The following is a 16,707-nucleotide window of genomic DNA, read 5'->3' as shown; positions in this document are numbered from 1 at the left end:
TTCACCGCCGAAACACACCCCCCCACATGGGGGGGCCCCCCCCCCCCCCCCCCCGGGGCCCCGGGGGGGGGGGCCCCCGGGGGGGCCCCCCCCCGCCCACGTCTATGGCGCCCGGGTTCCTCACACTCCCACCCCGATGCCGCGCCCGTTCACCGGACCGCGGGCGGACGGATCACCACCGCCGCCCTGCCGAACGCGACGCACTGGAACGAAGCAGTGGTCACGCTGGGCTTCGAACACCTGCGCCGCCACGACCTCCAGCACACCGGAACGGCAAAAGCCCCGCCGACCTGGACTTCCGTCCAGTCAGCGGGGCTCCGACATCACTGTCGGGACGACAGGATTTGAACCTGCGACCCCTTGACCCCCAGTCAAGTGCGCTACCAAGCTGCGCCACGTCCCGTGGTCTCGGTGCCTTGCGGTGGGGCCTGGGGGGCCTTGCCGGTCGGCTTCTCGACCTTGTCTCCGGTTGTTGTCCCGGCGACGTGGAAAACAATACAGCACGTCGGGGGGTGCTCGCTGCCAGGTTTCGGGGGTGGGGCGGGGAGGGGGTCAGGGGGTGGGGCGGCGGGCGTCGTAGGTGAGGAAGGCGGGGCGGCGGGCGGCGAGGAGGAGGACGCAGGCGACGCAGGCGAGGCCGCCGGTGATGACGGAGGTGGCGGGGTTGGTGAGGGCGGAGACGGCGCCGGATTCGAAGTCGCCGAGGCGGGGGCCGCCGGCCACGACGACGATGAAGATGCCCTGGAGGCGGCCGCGCATCTCGTCGGGGGCGGCGACCTGCATCATCGTGTTGCGGAAGATCATGCTGACGGTGTCCGCGCAGCCGGCCACGGCGAGCAGGAGGAGGCCGAGCCAGAGGTTGTGGAGGGCGCCGAAGGCGGCGATGGCGAGGCCCCAGGCGGAGACGGCGGCGAGGATCGCGACGCCCTGGCGGTGGACCCGGCCGACCCAGCCGGAGAAGAGGGCGCCGATCAGGGCGCCGACGGCCGGGGCGGAGACGAGCAGGCCGACGGTGCGGGCGTCGCCGGCGTAGAAGGTGACGGCGATCGCCGGGAAGAGGGCCCGGGGCATGCCGAAGATCATCGCGGCGAGGTCGGCGAGGAAGCTGGTGCGCAGGTTGGGCTGATCGCGCAGGAAGCGCAGGCCGTCGAGGACGGAGGCGCGGCCCTTGCGCTCGCCCTCCGGCCGCATGGCGGGCAGGCGCCACACGGCGTATAGGGTGCCGGCGAAGGCGACGGTGTCGACGAGGTAGGCGGCCTGGGCGCCGAAGGCGCCGATCAGGACGCCGCCGAGCATCGGGCCGACGGTGAGGCCGAGGTTCATGCTGACGGTGTTCAGCGCGTTCGCGGCCGGGAGCTGGTGGGCGGGGACGAGCCGGGGGATCATCGCCGAGCGGGCGGGCGAGCTGATCGCGAAGAACCCGGCCTGGAGGGCGACGGCGGCGTAGAGGAAGGCCACCAGATGGAAGCCCGCCAGGGCCTGGGCGGCGAGCAGGGCGGAGACCACGGCCAGGCCGGCCGAGCCGATCAGGCCCAGCTTGCGGCGGTCGACGGTGTCGGCGATCGCGCCGCCGTACAGGCCGAAGGCGACCAGCGGGACGAGCGAGAACAGGCCCACCAGGCCGGTGGCGAAGGCGGAGCCGGTCAGGTCGTAGACCTGGACGGAGACGGCCACCGCGGTCATCTGCTGGCCTATGGAGGACACGGCCTGCCCGGACCAGACCCGGCGGTAGTCGGCGTTCTCGCGCAGGGGGCTGAGGTCGGCGAAGGCCCGCCGGTACCAGGGCACCTGCACCGGTACGGCCGGAGCAGCGGTGGTGGCAGGAGCAGCCGTGGCAGCAGGAGCGGCGTCGGCAGGAACGGCGTCGGCGGCAGGGGCGGCGGCGGTCGGGGTATCAGGGGGTTGGTTGGCGGTCACAACAGTCCATGGTTGCCCCGGCCTCCACCGCAGCCGACACCGGGGCCCCCTGTACGCCCGCCCGCACTACCTGGTGAGCACCTGCTTCTCCCCCGCCTCCACCGCGAAGTCCAGCCGGTTGCCCGGCGGCGGGAACGGGCAGATGAAGTGGTCGGCGAAGGCGCAGGGCGGCAGGTAGGCCCGGTTGAGGTCGAGGACCGTCCGGCCCTCGTCGTCCGGCGCCGGCAGGGTGATGAAGCGGAAGCGGTAGGTGTCGATGCCGCTGGTGGCGTCGGCGATGACGCCGGTGAGGTTGCGGCCCGAGCGGCCGACGGTCAGGGTGCGGTGCTCGCCGGCGACGGTGAACTCGATCCGCCCGGTGACCGCCAGCGGCCGGTCCTTGCCGTCCGCGTTCGGGACGAGCACCGACTGCCCCTCCTCCTCGAACGGGGTGTAGACGGCGGGGACGGCCCACTCGGGCGCGTACGGGTAGGCGGCGATGCCCGCGAAGCCGGTGCGGGTCGGCGCGGCCGGGTCGAAGACCCGCAGGGCGAGCTCGCCCTCCCGCTCGATCGGGACGAGCAGCAGGTCGCCCAGGGTGGCAGTGCCGGCGGCCGGGTCGGTGTCCGGGCGGAGCAGTACCTCGCCGTCGATCGGCCCGTCGGCGCCGTCGACGGTGATGCCGTCGCCGGCGGCGGCCCGTACCCGGACGCCCTCGGTGTCGGCCCACCAGAGGCCGGGCAGGCCCGGGACCTCGGCCGGCTCGGGCTCCAGCCAGTGCGTGCCGGTGAGTGCGAGCTGGCCGTGCAGCGCGCTCACCGACGCCGCCCGCCCGTCACTCCAGTGCTTCCAGTCCTCCGCGGCCGTCGCCGTCATCGGTCAACCCTCCCGGTCCGGTCCGCGGACGGCCCGCTGTTCGGGCCGTCCGTATCGGTCATCCTGAACAACACCGCCCGCCGGTGCGGATCATTCCCGGCTTCCGGCAAGCCGCCGGACCCGTAAGGAGACTGCAATGCCGCGGCAACAGAGGGCGGCCGGGAGCCCGGTCCTCCGACGACCGTCACCACCACCGCCACGACAAGCGCCACCGCCACGACGAGCGCCACCGCCACCAGCGGTCAGCCCTTCAACGGCCGGAACAGCCCCTCCTGCACCACCGACACCACCAGCTGCCCGCTCCGGTCGTAGATCTGCCCGCGGGCCAGGCCGCGCGCGCCGTGGGCGATCGGGGACTCCTGCTGGTAGAGCAGCCAGTCGTCGGTCCGGAACGGCCGGTGGAACCACATCGCGTGGTCGAGCGAGGCCATGTCGAAGTGCCGGGTGCCCCAGAGCGGCTCGACGGGGGCTCGGACGGCGTCCAGCAGCGTCATGTCGCTGGCGTAGGTGAGGGCGCAGACGTGGATCAGCGGATCGTCCGGCAGCGGGCCGTTGGTGCGCAGCCACACACCGCTGCGCGCCTCGACGTCGACCAGGTCCTCCTTGTTCCAGCGCAGCCGCTCGACGTAGCGGATGTCGAAGGGCTGGCGACGGCTGATGAACGGGGGGAGCTCGCCGAGCCGGGAGCCGACCTCGTCCAGGGCGCTGGGCAGGCCTTCGGGGGCCGGGACCTCCGGCATCGGGTACTGGTGCTCGATGCTGCCCTCCTCCGGTCTGTGGAAGTCGGCGGTGAGCGAGAAGATCGACCGGCCGCCCTGGATGGCGAGCACCCGGCGGGTGCTGAACGAGCGGCCGTCGCGGATCCGGTCGACCTGGTACACGATCGGCACGCCGGGCACCCCGGGGCGCAGGAAGTACGCGTGCAGCGAGTGGACGGGGCGCGCGTCGTCGATCGTGCGCCCCGCCGCGACCAGTGCCTGCCCGGCGACCTGACCGCCGAAGGTGCGCTGCAGGGCCTCCTCGGGGCTGCGCCCGCGGAAGATGTTCAGTTCGATCTGCTCCAGGTCGAGCAGATCGACGAGGTCGTCGACGGGGGTACCCATGCGCGCGCTCCCTCTCGTAATGGTGTTCGGTTCTCCAGCTCACTCGAATTGTCCGGCGACCCGGGGCATTCCCGCTCACCGACCCCCACCCACCGATTCACTCGAACGAGTAAGCGAACCGCCCGGGCTACGTCGCCAGCCCCGACTGCCGCACCGTGATGTTCAGCCGCCCGGCCAGCTCCAGCCCCGAGCCCGGATCCGCCGTCCCCGGCAGCGTCCGCACCACCCCGTGGTACGCGAACCGGGCCGGCCCGCCGAACACCAGCAGGTCCCCGCTGCGCAGCTCCAGGTCCGTCCACGGCCTGGTCCGGGTCTCCGTGTTGCCGAGCCGGAAGACACAGGTGTCGCCGAGCGAGAGCGAGACCACCGGCGCATCCGCGCGCTCGTCGCGGTCCTGGTGGAGGCCCATCTTCGCGCCGTGGGGGTAGTGGTTGACGATCGCGGTGTCGGGCTCGTAGTCCGCCGCGCCCGCGATCCCGCCGACCGCTCCGCCGTACGCGTCCGCCACCGCCCGCCGGGCGAGGTCCCCCAGCAGGGGCGGGAACGGCTTGACGGGGGTGCCGTCCTCGGCGGTCCGCGCGTACCCGTAGGGGTACCAGTGCCAGCCGAGGCTCACCATCCGCACCGACATGAGCCCGCCGGTGGGCATCCGCACGCTGTGCAGCCCGGCCGGCGGGCGGGCCCACTCCCGACAGGCCGCGACCAGCCGCTGCTGCGCGGCACGGTCCAGCCAGCCGGGCAGCAGCACGGCGCCGGGAGCCGGTTCGGACCGCTCTCTGACAGCCTGCTCGCCGGACGGCTCCCCGAACAGCTCACCCTGGATCACCCCACCATCCTCCCGCAGCCCCCACCCCGGCACGAGCCGCTCCCCGGCCACCGGACTCCGACTACGGCTCCGGCTCCGGCTCCGGCTCCGACGACGGCTCCAGCTCCGGCTCCGACCCCGACCCCGGCCCCGATGTCGGACCCGCCCCCGGCCCAGGCCCGATCATCCCCAGCTCCCGCGCACAGGTCGGCCACGCCTCCCACCCCTGCTGCCGCAGGATCTCCTCCCCGACGGTGGTCTGCTCCCGCCGGCTCCCGTGGTCGGGCCGGTCGGCGAGGCGCAGCCCGCCCGCCTCCGCCCAGGTGGTCGGCCGGATCTGCAGACCTCCGTAGAAGCCGTTGCCAGTGTCCGCGTGCCAGTCGCCGCCGCTCTCGCAGTCGGCGAGCTCGTCCCAGACGAGGTCCGCGACCCGCGTCGCCGCACCGGCCCGTACGTCGCCCGCGACCACGGCCAGCACCACCGCCACGGCGGCGCCCGCCCGGATCACGGCCCGGGCTGTCCGACCATCACACCGCCCCGGCCACCCCTGCCCCGGCCCCGGCCCCCGTCCGCACCCGCACCCGCACCCGCACCGGACCTCGACCCCGCACGACACGGCACCCCCGCACGACACGTCAGACGAATGCGGCACAGCAGCCGACCCTAGGGAGCCCGGACCTCACCCCACCCCGCCACGCCGGGAACGCCGACGGCCGCTCCCCCGCGTGGCGGAGGAGCGGCCGTGACGAACAACCGAGCACCCAGAGACGACCGGAGGCGACCAGAGGTCAGCTCAGCAAGCTTCAGGGCCTCAGATGCTCAGGGTCTGACCCGGGAAGATCAGGTCGGGGTTGCCACCGACGACCTTGGCGTTGTTCTTGTACAGGTCGTGCCAGTCCAGGCCCTGCGCGGCGGCGATGGAGCTCAGGGTGTCACCGGACTTGACGGTGTAGTTGCCCTTGGCCGGCTTGGCGTCGTTGGAGGTGTTCCAGGACTTGGCACCGTTCGAGGACTTCGCGGCGTCCTTCTTCGACGGGACGTCGGTCTTCGGCGCGGCGTCGGCCTTGGGCGCGGCGGCCTTCGGGGCCACGTCGGCCTTCGGCGCGGCCGCGGCCTTCGGGGTGGCCGTCTTCGGCGCGGGGGTCTGCGCCGGCTTGGCGGCGGAGGTGCCGGCCGAGGTGTCGACGGCGGCCGGGGCGCCGCCCTTGGTGAGGCCCGCCTTGACGGAGCACACCGGCCAGGCGCCGGGGCCCTGCGAGGCGAGGACCTTCTCGGCGACGGAGATCTGCTGCGCCTTGGTGGCCTGGTTGGCCTGCGCGGCGTAGGCGGTGCCGCCGAAGGCGGCCCAGGTGCTGGAGGTGAACTGCAGACCGCCGTAGAAACCGTTGCCGGTGTTGATGGCCCAGTTGCCGCCGCTCTCGCACTGGGCGACGGAGTCCCAGGTGGAGACGGGGGCGGCGGAGGCCGAGGTGGCCGTGACGAGGCCGGCCACCGGCAGGGCCGCGACAGCGGCGCCCGCCACGACGGCCATCCGAACGCGGTTGCGCTTGGTGGCGGCGGTGGTGGTGGCAGCGGCGTTCTCGTTACGGAAGGTCATGGGGTTCCTCTCGACAGCCCCGGGCGGGCATGCGGAACCAGACCCTGGGGAGGGTCGCGTTTCGCTTGCCGCGTCCGTCGGACGGCCGTGCACGTGTCGGACGTGCCTCTGCCGCCCTGGCCACCCAGCCGCTCGCCGGCGACCTGTTCGAGCGATCGCGTCGGCGGGCACCTGCCGCGCCCGGCCGGAGCCGGGGAGCGGTGCGTCGGGGGTGAACCCGGGTGGCGCTCGTTGCGCCGCCAAGAAAGCTAGGGGTCGGTCGGCGGGGAAACCAAAACACCACCGGTCTTCCCAGCTCAGCAAAGGGTTACCGGCGGTAATGGCCACACATTCTTGCCCGAAATGTCCGCTTTGGCCATCGATTCCTAGATCAAACATCAAGTCGGCGTGACTCACCTCACCGTTTCATTCCGGCAGTCCTGGCACCGACATCGACAGATTGCGACCACGAGAACACGCGGCGCGGTCGGATCCGGGGCAATTCCCGTCAGCCTCACCGGGCACCCGTGACGCCTGACACAAGGGCCCGTTGGGCATGGCGACCTCCCCATGCCCCGCCCCATGCCCGCCCCGTGCCCCGCCCCGGGCCCGCCCCCGTGCCCGCCCTTGACCCACCCGCACCCATCCGAGGAGAACCCGTGCCGCGCATGCTCGACGTCAGCGACGAGGTCCGGTCCGAGATCGGCGACGACGAGGCCGACCGCCTGCTCGGCGGCGACCGCGCCCCCGACAGCTACGAATGCACCTCCTGCCGCACCCCCGGCGACACCCACGTGGAGCCCACCAGCACCGTGCTGTTCGTCGGCGACGAGACGGCGGTCCTGGCCTTCGCCCACGCCCGGTGCATCCCCTCCCAGGTGGTGCCGGTCGCCGAGGAGCAGCTGGTCGGCGCCGTCCGCAGCATCAACCAGTCGCAGCCCGCCGCGCCCGGCCTCACCGTCCCGGCCCCGGACCTCACCGCGCCCTCCCCGGACCTCGCCCTCCCCGCGCCGGCCGCCCCCCAGCCGCCCGCCCCCGGCCAGGCCGCCATCCTCGGCATCACCTGCGGGCTCGTCCTGCACGGCAAGGTCGGCCACGCCTCCCTCGTGGTCGAGCCCACCGGCCCGGTCGGCCGGCCCGGCAGCACCACCGGCGAGGACGAGTTCCTCGACCTGCTCCAGGACGCGGGCTTCCAGCCGGTCACCGACCTCGACGAGACCCCGGAGCAGCTGCCCGGCTGGTCGGTCCTGGTCGCCATGGGCAAGCTGCACGCGATCCTCCAGCCCGCCGCGGCCGGCGGCAGCACCGGCTGGTGGCAGGCCCACCAGCCGCTCCAGGTCACCGACGCCTGGCGGATGGCCGCCAGCCAGCTCTCCGAGGTGACCATGTACGCCGTCCCGGCCGGGATGGTCGGCCGCCAGCCCCGCGAGGACCTGCTGCGCCAGGCGCTGGAGCGGGCGGTCGCGCTGGGCCAGGTGGTCGCCGCCTCCCACCCCCCCCGCCGCCCCCGTAACCCCCCCCCCCCCCCCCCCCCGGGGGGGGGGGGGGGGGGGGCCCCCCCCCGGGCGCCCCCCCCCCCCCCCCCCCGCCCGCCCCCCCCCCCCGGCAGGCACGGCACGTCCGCAGCACCCGGCGAGCCCGCCCCTCCCCCCGGTACGCCGAACGCCCCCGCATCCCCGCCGCCTCTCACTCGTTGGCCCCTACGTGTACAGCTACGACGTCTCCGCACCCGCCGGACGGTCGGCCACCGCCCCCCGCTCGATCCCGGGCATGCGCCCGTCGTACGACGCGGAGCACCCGCACTCGACGACCCCGATCTACGACGAGCTGTACTCCGAGTACCGACGGCTGTTCCGCGCCCTGCCCGGCGACCGCTCGGGCGAGGAGGACCTGAGGTTCACCGGCTTCGCGGTCCGCGACGGCCACCCGCTGCTCGGCGAGCAGCGCCCGTACCCGTCGGCGCAGCAGCAGGCCTTCCACACCTACGCGGGCCAGCCCTCCGGCCTCCCCCAGTTCATGCCGACGCAGTCGCACCACACCCCCACCCAGCACCACATCCCCCAGCACCACGCGCACACCCAGCACCACGCGCACGTCCACCCCCAGCACCAGCACCAGCACCACCCCCAGCACCAGCCGACCCCCCACCCCGAGCCCATGGCCGCCATGGCCGCCACCGCCGCCACCAGCAACGGCAACGGCCAGGCCGGCCCCCCGGCTCCCCAGTTCACCAACGGCCAGGGCTGGGTCGCCGCCGGCTACCTCGGCGCGGTCCAGCACACCGTGCCCGCCCCGCCGCCGGCCCCGTCCCCGCTGCTGGGCACGGCCACCGGCCTCGCCACGGCCCCCGCCCCGACCGGCGGCCGCCACCGCCAGATGCTTTCGCTCCCCCCTGGCCGCGCCGGCGACCACCACTGACGGGCGACCCCCGCCCGGCCCCCGCCCGGCCCCCGCACGTCCCCGACCGCGGCCTGGGCAAGCAGCCGAACCGTCGGTCGGCGCACACCACCGGCAGCGGAAACGCCCGAGGGCCCCGCCACCACCGGTGACGGAGCCCTCCAGCTCGTACAGCTACAGCTACGACTGCAGCTGCGACCTACTTCTTCTTGTTGTTGCGCTTCTCCCGCACCCGCACCGAGATCGAGATCGGCGTCCCGACGAAGCCGAACTCCTCCCGCAGACGACGCTCGATGAAGCGCCGGTACCCCGCCTCCAGGAAGCCCGAGGCGAACAGCACGAAGCGCGGCGGACGGATGCCCGCCTGGGTGCCGAACAGGATGCGCGGCTGCTTGCCGCCGCGGATCGGGTGCGGGTGGGCGGCGACCAGCTCGCCGAGGAAGGCGTTCAGGCGCGCGGTGGTGATGCGGGTCTCCCAGCCGTCCAGCGCGGTCTCGATCGCCGGGACGAGCTTCTCCATGTGCCGGCCGGTCTTGGCCGAGACGTTGACCCGCGGGGCCCACTGCACCTGGACGAGGTCGCGCTCGATCTCGCGCTCCAGGTAGTAGCGGCGCTCCTCGTCGAGCTGGTCCCACTTGTTGTAGGCGACGACGACGGCACGCCCGGCCTCGACGGCCATCGAGATGATCCGGGTGTCCTGCTCGGCCAGGGTCTCGCTGGCGTCGATCAGGACGACCGCGACCTCGGCCTTCTCCAGCGCGGCGGAGGTGCGCAGCGAGGCGTAGAAGTCGGCGCCGGCGGTCAGGTGGACCCGGCGGCGGATACCGGCGGTGTCCACGAACTTCCAGGTCTTGCCGCCGAGTTCGATCATCTCGTCGACCGGGTCACGGGTGGTGCCGGCCAGCTCGTTGACGACCACCCGCTCCTCGCCGGCGACCTTGTTCAGCAGGCTGGACTTGCCGACGTTGGGCCGGCCGATCAGCGCGATCCGGCGCGGGCCGCCGGGGGCGGCGTCGCCGAAGGTCTGCGCCGGGGCCTCGGGCAGCGCGTCCATGACGGCGTCCAGCAGGTCACCGGAGCCGCGGCCGTGCAGGGCGGAGACCGGGAAGGGCTCGCCCAGGCCCAGCGACCACAGGTAGGCCGCCTCGGCCTCGGTGGACGGGCCGTCGACCTTGTTGGCGCACAGGACGGTCGGCTTGCCGGCCCGGCGGATGAGCTTGATCAGGGCCTCGTCGGTGTCGGTGGCGCCGACGGTGGCGTCCACGACGAACAGGACCGCGTCGGCCTGCTCGATGCCCAGCTCGGCCTGCGCGGCGACCATGGCGTCGATGCCGAGGACGTCGATCTCCCAGCCGCCGGTGTCGACGACCTTGAAGCGGCGGCCGTTCCAGCTGGCCTCGTAGGTGACCCGGTCACGGGTGACGCCCGGCTTGTCCTCGACGACGGCCTCGCGGCGGCCGATGATGCGGTTCACCAGGGTCGACTTGCCGACGTTCGGGCGGCCGACGACGGCCAGCACCGGCAGCCGGACGAGCTCGGCGCCGTCCACGCCGTCGAAGCCGTCGAGGTCGAAGCCCTCTTCGGCGGCCAGGGCCATGTACTCGGCGTAGTCGGCGGCATCCAGCTCGCCGGGGCCGGCGGAGTGCTCTGCGGTCATGTTCGTCTGTTCCGTTTCCCGGCCCGGCCCTTCCCAGGGGCGTGCCGTGCGTACCTGCCCCGCTGGGGCAGCGCGATGGTTTCGTCCGCGGCGCCTGACGGCCCGCGGTTCGTTCAATGATCGGCCGGTCGGCCGATACGATCAAAAATGGTCAGCTGGTCAGACCGAAATGGTCGGCCGGCCGGACCGGAAGGCCAGCCGGTCAGACCGACGACAGCCCGGCCCGCTCCTCCACCAGGGCGGTGATCCGGCCGATCACCTGCTCCAGGGTGAGCTCGCTGGTGTCCACCAGCACCGCGTCCGCGGCCTGGGTCAGCGGCGCCGTCTCCCGGGAGGAGTCGGCCGCGTCGCGGCGCGCGAGGTCGGCGGCCATCGCGGTGATGGTCGCCTCGTCCACGCCCTTGGCCCGCAGCTCGGCCGCCCGGCGCGCGGCCCGGGCCGACTCGGAGGCGGTCAGGAACACCTTGACGGTGGCCTGCGGGAACACCACGGTCCCCATGTCCCGGCCCTCGGCGACGATGCCGCGCTCGGCGACCTCGGCGCAGCCGCGCTGCAGCTCCACCAGCCGGGCCCGCACGGCCGGCACCGCGGCGACCGCGCTGACCTGCGCCGTCACCTCGGGGCCCCGGATCGGGCCGGAGACGTCCTGACCGTCCACCGTGATGGTCGGCCCGTCGGCGTCCGTACCGGACACGATGACGGGCTTGCCGCACGCGACGGCCACCGCCTCCGGGTCGTCGACGTCCACGTCGTTGGCCTGCATCCACCAGGTCATCGCCCGGTACATGGCGCCGGTGTCCAGGAAGCTCAGGCCCAGCCGGGCGGCGACCGCCCGCGAGACGGTCGACTTGCCGGAGCCGGAGGGTCCGTCGATGGCGACGACGACCGGGGCGTGCGCTCGGTCGGCAGTGTCCACGGGGCGAACCTCTCTCTGAGCATGCTGAGAACACGGGAGCCGGACGCCTGTGGGGGCGGACGGCCGGGGATTGTCTCCCTCAAGGTTAATGGACCGCGGCCGGACCCCGTCCCGGGCCGATCACCAGTACTCCGCCCCCGCCAACGCACCCGCCAGATCCGGCCCGCGCGACCTCCCCAACTGCACCGTGCCGTCCGGCAGCGGCAAGGCGGCGTACCAATCGTCGTCGCCCGCGCACCGGACCAAGCAGAAGTGGCTGAAGCGGATGAGTGCGACCGCACCCACGGGCCCGCCCTCCCGTCTCTCGACGGTGACGCCGTCCGCCCTCACCAGCTTGGCCCACGGGGACCCGCTGACCTCCCGCACCCGCTCGACCGTCCACCCCGGCGGCAGCTGCGCCGCCGCCAGCGCCGCCTGCTCGTCCGCCGGGTCGACGGGCTCCCGCTGCACCTCCAGCACGGCGTTCCCGAGCCGGGGCCGTACGTACTCGCCGTCCCGCTCGATGCCGAGCACCCCGCCGAGGAAGGCCATCTTCCGGATCCCGGCCGGGGTCTCCCACTGGAACGGCACCTTCGACACGTGCGAGGGGAAGGCGTTCTCCCGGAACCGCCCCCGCCCGTCCCGCCAGCGGAAGTCCGTACGCGGCTCGGGCCCCGAGAGTGTCTGGGTGTGGGCGAAAAAGACGGTGATCCAGCCGGAGACGAAGTCCCCGCCGGACTCCGACTCCCACTTGTACAGCGAACGCCAGAACCCCTCGTCCGCCGGCCCGCCGGCCGCCGTCGCCGCGATCTCCGCCAGCACCGGCCGCAGCCCCGCGAACCAGGGCCCGAGCGCCTCGGGCGACCCGAACCACTCCGCCAGCTCCCCGGCCCTCGCCGCCAGCAGCGCCCAGTCCTCGGCCGTGCCTTCCAGCCGGATCCGCGGGATGCCGCACAGCGTGAGCCAGCGGAATTCGTAGTACGGGCTGACCACGTCCATCAGCGCGACCAGCACCGCGGAGACGTCGTCCGGCGTGGTGGTCGAGAAGGTCGGCTGGAACAGCTCCACCAGCTCGGGCCCGATCTCCTTCGCCAGCGGCCCCCGGACCAGCCTGATCGACCGCGCCCAGTCCGCGTCGGCGCCCAGCAGGCTGTCGTCCCTGACTTCGATGGTCCGCTTCTCACCGGGGGTGGCGCTGAACAGCCCCTCGTACTGCTGAGCGTTCAGCCGTACGTGCAGCGCGATCTCGTGCACCACCGCGTACCAGAGCACGTCCGGCGACAGGCTCAGCGGCAGGTGCTCCGCGAAGGCGGTATGGGCGGCGCGCAGCAGCAGGCTCCAGGTCGGCTCGGGCTCGCCCTCGGGCCGCCGCTCCTCCGGACTGGCCAGCAGCGTCCCGGTGCTGCGGTGCAGCAGCTCGAACTCCCCGCCGACCACCGCCGCCAGGAACCCGTCGTTCCCGGCCTCCGTCAACTCCCCCACATCGCCCGGTACTTGGCCCTCACCGAGCGGAACGTCCACGATCATCGCGACTCCCCCGTCTCCAGCACCGCGTGCCCCAGCCGGGGCCGCAGGAACTCCCCGTCCCGCTCGATCCCGAGCACCCCGCCGACCAGCACCATGGACCGCTCGACGCCCAGGAGGTCCCAGACGAACGGCACCGTGGACAGGTGCGAGGGGAAGTCGTTCACCGCGAAGGCGTCCCGGTGGTACGAGGTGCCCGCGGCCTCGCGCCAGCAGAAGGTCTGCCGCAGCCGGGGCCCGTCCGGGGTCTGGGTGTGGGCGAAGAAGGCGGTGAGCCAGCCGGTCACCAGCGGGCCGCCGGACACCGACTCCCACTTGTACAGCGAACGCCAGAAGCCCTCGTCCACCGGGCCGCCCGCCGCCGTCGCGGCGATCTGCGCCAGCACCGGGCGCAGCCCGTCGAACCACGGCACCAGCCAGTCGAAGCGCTCCGCCAGCGCGTCCACCCGGCCTGCGAGCAGCGCCCAGTCCCCGGCGGTGCCCTCCAGCCGGATCCGCGGGATGCCGCAGCGGGTCTCCCAGCGGAAGTCGTAGTAGGGGCTGACCACGTCCATCAGCGCGACCAGGGCCGAGGCCTCGTCGTCCGGCGTGGTGGTGGAGAAGGCCGGCCGGAACAGCTCGACCACCTCCGCGCCGAGGGCCGCCACCAGGGGCTCCCGGACCAGCCGGACCGACCGGGCCCAGTCGGCGCCCCCGCCCAGCAGCGAGTCGTCCCGCACCACGAGCGCCCGCGAGCGGTCCGCCGCGCCGAACAGCGCCCGGTAGCGCGGCGGGTACATCCGTACGTGCACCGCGACCTCGTGCACCACCGCGTACCAGAGCACGTCCGGCGACAGGCTCAGCGGCAGGTGGTCGGCGAAGGCCGTGTGGGCGGCGCGCAGCAGCAGGCTCCAGGTCGGCTCGGGCTCGCCGGGCTCCGGTGCGGAGAACTCCGGCCGGACCGGCTGCGGCCGGGGCCGCTCGACCATCGCCGCCACGCTGCGGTGACGGACCAGGAAGTCCCCGCCCACCACCGCCCGCAGGAAGCGCTCGTTCCCGAGGTCCACCGGCTCGCCCGCGAACCCGTGCCGGGTCTCCCCCAGCGGCAACTCGATGATCACGCCCACTCCCCCTCCCCGCCTGCTCCCCCGTACCACCCCGACCCGAACCACCCGGCCCCGGACACGGCCCCGACCCGAACAGCGCCCCGCCCGGACACCGCCCGGGAGCGTCAGTCCCGGACGCTCCACCCGCTCGCGCGCAGCGCCGCCGTGAGCCGCTTGACCGCCGTCGGCGCCACCGACAGCTGGACGAAGCCGACCTGCTGCCCGTCCGAGTGCTCGATCAGGACGTCCTCGATGTTGACCCCGGCCTCGCCGACCTCCCCGAACAGCCGGCCCAGCTCGCCCGGCTGGTCGCCGAGGACGACCGCGACGGTCTCGTACCGGGTGGGCGGGGCGCCGTGCTTGCCGGGGATGCGGGCCTGGCCGGTGTTGCCGCGCCGCATGACCGCCTCGATGCCCTCGGCACCGGAGCGGCGCGTGCCCTCCTCCGCGGCCTCCAGGGCACGCAGCGCGGTGACGGTCTCGCCGAGGTCGTTGGCGACCTCGGCGAGCACGTCGGCGACCGCGCCCGCGTTGGCGGACAGGATGTCGACCCACATCCCGGGGTTCGAGGCGGCGATCCGGGTCACGTCGCGCACGCCCTGGCCGGAGAGCCTTATGGCCGTCTCGTCGGCGTGCTCCAGCCGGGCCGCGACCAGCGAGGAGACCAGCTGCGGGGCGTGCGAGACCAGGGCCACGGCCCGGTCGTGGGCCTCGGCGTCCATCACGATCGGCACCGCGCCGCACAGCGCGACCAGCTCCAGCGCGGCGTTGAGCGTGTCGGTGTCGGTGTCGGCGGTCGGGGTGAGCACCCAGGGGCGGCCCTCGAACAGGTCGGCGCGGGCGGCCAGCGGGCCGGAGCGCTCGCGGCCGGCCATCGGGTGGCTGCCGATGTAGTGGACGGTGTCCAGGCCCAGCGTGGCGATCTCGCTGCCCGGGCCGGACTTCACGCTGGCCACGTCGGTGTACCAGTGCGCCAGGTTGCGGCGCTGGCAGTCCGCGAGGACCTTGCCGACCAGGGCCGGCGGGACGGCGATGATCGCCAGGTCGACCGGGCCCTCGGCCGGTTCGGTGATGCCGGCGCCGAGCGACTCGGCGGTGCGGGCGGCGTCCGGGTCCGCGTCCTCCAGATGGACGGTCAGCCCGCGTGCGGCCAGGGCCAGGGCTGCGGAGGTGCCGATCAGTCCGGTGCCGACGACGACGGCAGTGCGCATGGCGGGTGGCTCTCCTCGATCACGGTTTCTCGACGGGACGGTTCACACGGGCGGTGCTCGACGAACGGGCGGTGCTCAGCGGGTGCCGGAGGGCGCGACGAAGTACCGGAGCCGACCGGGCGCGCCCGCGCCCCATCCTCCCACCCGACGCCCCCCGCCGACCCCCGACCCCGCCAACCGTCACGCCCCGGCAACCAACGCCCCCGCTGACCGCCACGCCCCGGCAACCACCGCGCCCCGCGCCCCGTCCCACCCAGTGCACACGCCGTGCCCCGGGAAATCCGGCGACGCCCGGCCCCCGGCGGGGCAGACTGGCCGCCCGGGGGACAGGCGGGGCGAGCCGCGGCACACCGGGCCACGGGACTCCCGGGCCTCGGGACCACCGGACGCGAACGAAGGGGATGCGCATGGACGATCGACACAGCAGCCACACCGGGCCGTCGAAACGGCCGGCCCTACCGGCCCACCCGTCGGCCCTGGACTCCGTCGTGGTGTACGCCGAGGGCGCGGTGTGCCGGCGCCGGGCCACCGTCCCCCTCCCCCCGGGCGGACGGCTGCGGCTGACCGGCCTGCCCGACTCGCTGCGCGCCGATTCGCTGCGCGCCCGGGTGCTGTCCGGACCGGCCGGCACCACGGTGGTCGAGGCCCGCCTCGAAACGCTCGCCGAGCTCCACGAGCCCGATGAACTCCCTCAGCTGCAGCGCGAGTTGGACGAGGCTATGGAACGCCAGGGCGCCCTGAACGAGCGCCACCGGCTGGTCCTGGCCGCGATCGCCGAGACCGCCGCGCTGCGCGCCGTCCCGCCCCAGCGCCGCCCCGACGAGCCGCTGCGCCGCACCCCGGCGGACGCCTGGCTGGAGCTCGCCGACTTCGTCGACGAACGGCTGGCCCGGCTCCAGGAGCGCTCCGAGCAGCTCACCCGGGAGATCGAACTCGCGGACCACGAGCGCCAGTTGGCCGCCGACCGGCTGGACCGCGCGTCCACCGCCGACCGCACCGAGCCGGTCGGCACCACCAGAACCGTCCTGCTCACCCTCACCACCGACACCCCCGACGCCAACGCCCCCGAAACCGCCCCCGAAACCGCCTCCGAAACCACCGCCCCCGACCGGATCGAACTGGAGCTGGAGCTGGAGTACGGCGTCCCCACCGCCCGCTGGGTGCCCGCCTACCGGCTCAGCCACCGCACCGGCGCCGACACCGCCCAGCTGGTCCTGCGCGCCGCCGTCGCCCAGCACACCGGCGAGGACTGGACGGGCGTCCGGCTCGCCCTGTCCACCGCCGACCTCGACCGCCGCACCGACCTCCCGCGACTCGCATCCCTCCGGATCGGGCGCAGCCAGCCCGCCCCGCCGCCCTCCGGCTGGCGCGAGCCCCCGGCCGGCCTGTCCGACCTCTTCACCGGCTACGACGCGGCCACGGCCGACCGCCCCGCCCGCCGCCCTCGCCGCCGCAACGTCCCGCTCCCGGTCCCGCCCGGCGCACCCGGGCCCGGCCGCCGCTTCTCGGCCCGGCGCGGCGGCGCCCGCCCGGCCGGGCCCCGCGCCGAGTTCCTCGCGGACGAGGCGGCGCCCCCCCGCCCCGCCCGCGGGGGCAAGCGCAGCGTCCCGGGGGCCCCCACCGCCCCCCCGCTGTGCCCCCCCCCCCCCCCCCCTGAGAGGTTTTCACACAGATCACACGCG

The 16,707-nt window shown here is 74.4% G+C and carries 13 protein-coding genes, 1 tRNA gene and 1 pseudogene; 3 read left to right on the top strand and 12 right to left on the bottom strand.

Annotated features, from left to right (window positions below):
* Positions 1-329: 329 nt before the first annotated feature.
* The 7 genes from ACFWXO_RS41110 to ACFWXO_RS41080 form a co-directional block, all read right to left on the bottom strand.
* Positions 330-403 (bottom strand) — tRNA-Pro (locus tag ACFWXO_RS41110).
* 149 nt (positions 404-552) lie between these two features.
* A complete protein-coding gene (locus tag ACFWXO_RS41105; RefSeq protein WP_380531306.1) occupies positions 553-1,917 on the bottom strand; it encodes an MFS transporter in 1,365 nt (454 codons plus the stop codon).
* A 66-nt stretch (positions 1,918-1,983) separates the two neighbouring features.
* Positions 1,984-2,772, bottom strand: a complete 789-nt coding sequence (locus tag ACFWXO_RS41100; protein ID WP_375887126.1) for a DUF1684 domain-containing protein — start codon at positions 2,770-2,772, stop codon at positions 1,984-1,986.
* Positions 2,773-3,014: 242 nt separating this feature from the next.
* Positions 3,015-3,875 carry an acyl-CoA thioesterase gene (locus tag ACFWXO_RS41095; RefSeq protein ID WP_375887124.1) on the bottom strand — a complete coding sequence of 287 codons (861 nt, stop codon included), beginning with the start codon at positions 3,873-3,875 and terminating at the stop codon, positions 3,015-3,017.
* A gap of 127 nt (positions 3,876-4,002) precedes the next feature.
* Entirely contained in the window at positions 4,003-4,698 is a 696-nt protein-coding gene (locus ACFWXO_RS41090; RefSeq protein WP_375887354.1) for an alpha-ketoglutarate-dependent dioxygenase AlkB, read from the bottom strand.
* Positions 4,699-4,762: 64 nt separating this feature from the next.
* Positions 4,763-5,188 carry a transglycosylase family protein gene (locus ACFWXO_RS41085; RefSeq protein ID WP_380531301.1) on the bottom strand — a complete coding sequence of 142 codons (426 nt, stop codon included), beginning with the start codon at positions 5,186-5,188 and terminating at the stop codon, positions 4,763-4,765.
* A 303-nt stretch (positions 5,189-5,491) separates the two neighbouring features.
* Entirely contained in the window at positions 5,492-6,277 is a 786-nt protein-coding gene (locus ACFWXO_RS41080; protein WP_380531298.1) for a transglycosylase family protein, read from the bottom strand.
* A 638-nt stretch (positions 6,278-6,915) separates the two neighbouring features.
* On the opposite strand from ACFWXO_RS41080, the pseudogene ACFWXO_RS41075 reads away from it, so the two are divergent.
* A pseudogene (locus ACFWXO_RS41075) lies at positions 6,916-7,752 on the top strand (hypothetical protein); the annotation flags it as partial.
* Between the two features lie 208 nt (positions 7,753-7,960).
* Positions 7,961-8,674 (top strand): hypothetical protein, encoded by a 714-nt coding sequence (locus tag ACFWXO_RS41070; RefSeq protein WP_380531295.1) that lies wholly within the window; start codon positions 7,961-7,963, stop codon positions 8,672-8,674.
* 178 nt (positions 8,675-8,852) lie between these two features.
* Here the strand turns inward: ACFWXO_RS41070 and der are convergent, their stop codons facing one another.
* From der to ACFWXO_RS41045, 5 genes are all read right to left on the bottom strand, one after another.
* Positions 8,853-10,310 carry a ribosome biogenesis GTPase Der gene (gene der / locus ACFWXO_RS41065; RefSeq protein ID WP_380531292.1) on the bottom strand — a complete coding sequence of 486 codons (1,458 nt, stop codon included), beginning with the start codon at positions 10,308-10,310 and terminating at the stop codon, positions 8,853-8,855.
* Between the two features lie 202 nt (positions 10,311-10,512).
* Entirely contained in the window at positions 10,513-11,226 is a 714-nt protein-coding gene (gene cmk / locus ACFWXO_RS41060) for a (d)CMP kinase (protein WP_380531289.1), read from the bottom strand.
* Between the two features lie 120 nt (positions 11,227-11,346).
* Complete coding sequence (locus tag ACFWXO_RS41055; protein WP_380531286.1) at positions 11,347-12,732, bottom strand: DUF4419 domain-containing protein; 1,386 nt, start codon at positions 12,730-12,732, stop codon at positions 11,347-11,349.
* Positions 12,729-13,829, bottom strand: a complete 1,101-nt coding sequence (locus ACFWXO_RS41050; protein ID WP_380531283.1) for a DUF4419 domain-containing protein — start codon at positions 13,827-13,829, stop codon at positions 12,729-12,731. Before ACFWXO_RS41050 ends, ACFWXO_RS41055 begins: the two co-directional genes overlap by 4 nt.
* Before the next feature lie 110 nt (positions 13,830-13,939).
* Positions 13,940-15,025 carry a prephenate dehydrogenase gene (locus ACFWXO_RS41045; protein WP_375887100.1) on the bottom strand — a complete coding sequence of 362 codons (1,086 nt, stop codon included), beginning with the start codon at positions 15,023-15,025 and terminating at the stop codon, positions 13,940-13,942.
* Between the two features lie 407 nt (positions 15,026-15,432).
* Between ACFWXO_RS41045 and ACFWXO_RS41040 the strand changes: the two genes are divergently transcribed.
* The coding region (locus ACFWXO_RS41040; RefSeq protein ID WP_380531281.1) for a DUF4139 domain-containing protein at positions 15,433-16,707 on the top strand (1,275 nt) is incomplete at its 3' end.

The sequence above is a fragment of the Kitasatospora sp. NPDC059088 genome, assembly GCF_042738155.1.
GTDB lineage: Bacteria > Actinomycetota > Actinomycetes > Streptomycetales > Streptomycetaceae > Kitasatospora.
The sequence above is the reverse complement of the archived record's forward strand: the minus strand, read 5'-3'. Positions and strand labels throughout refer to the sequence as shown.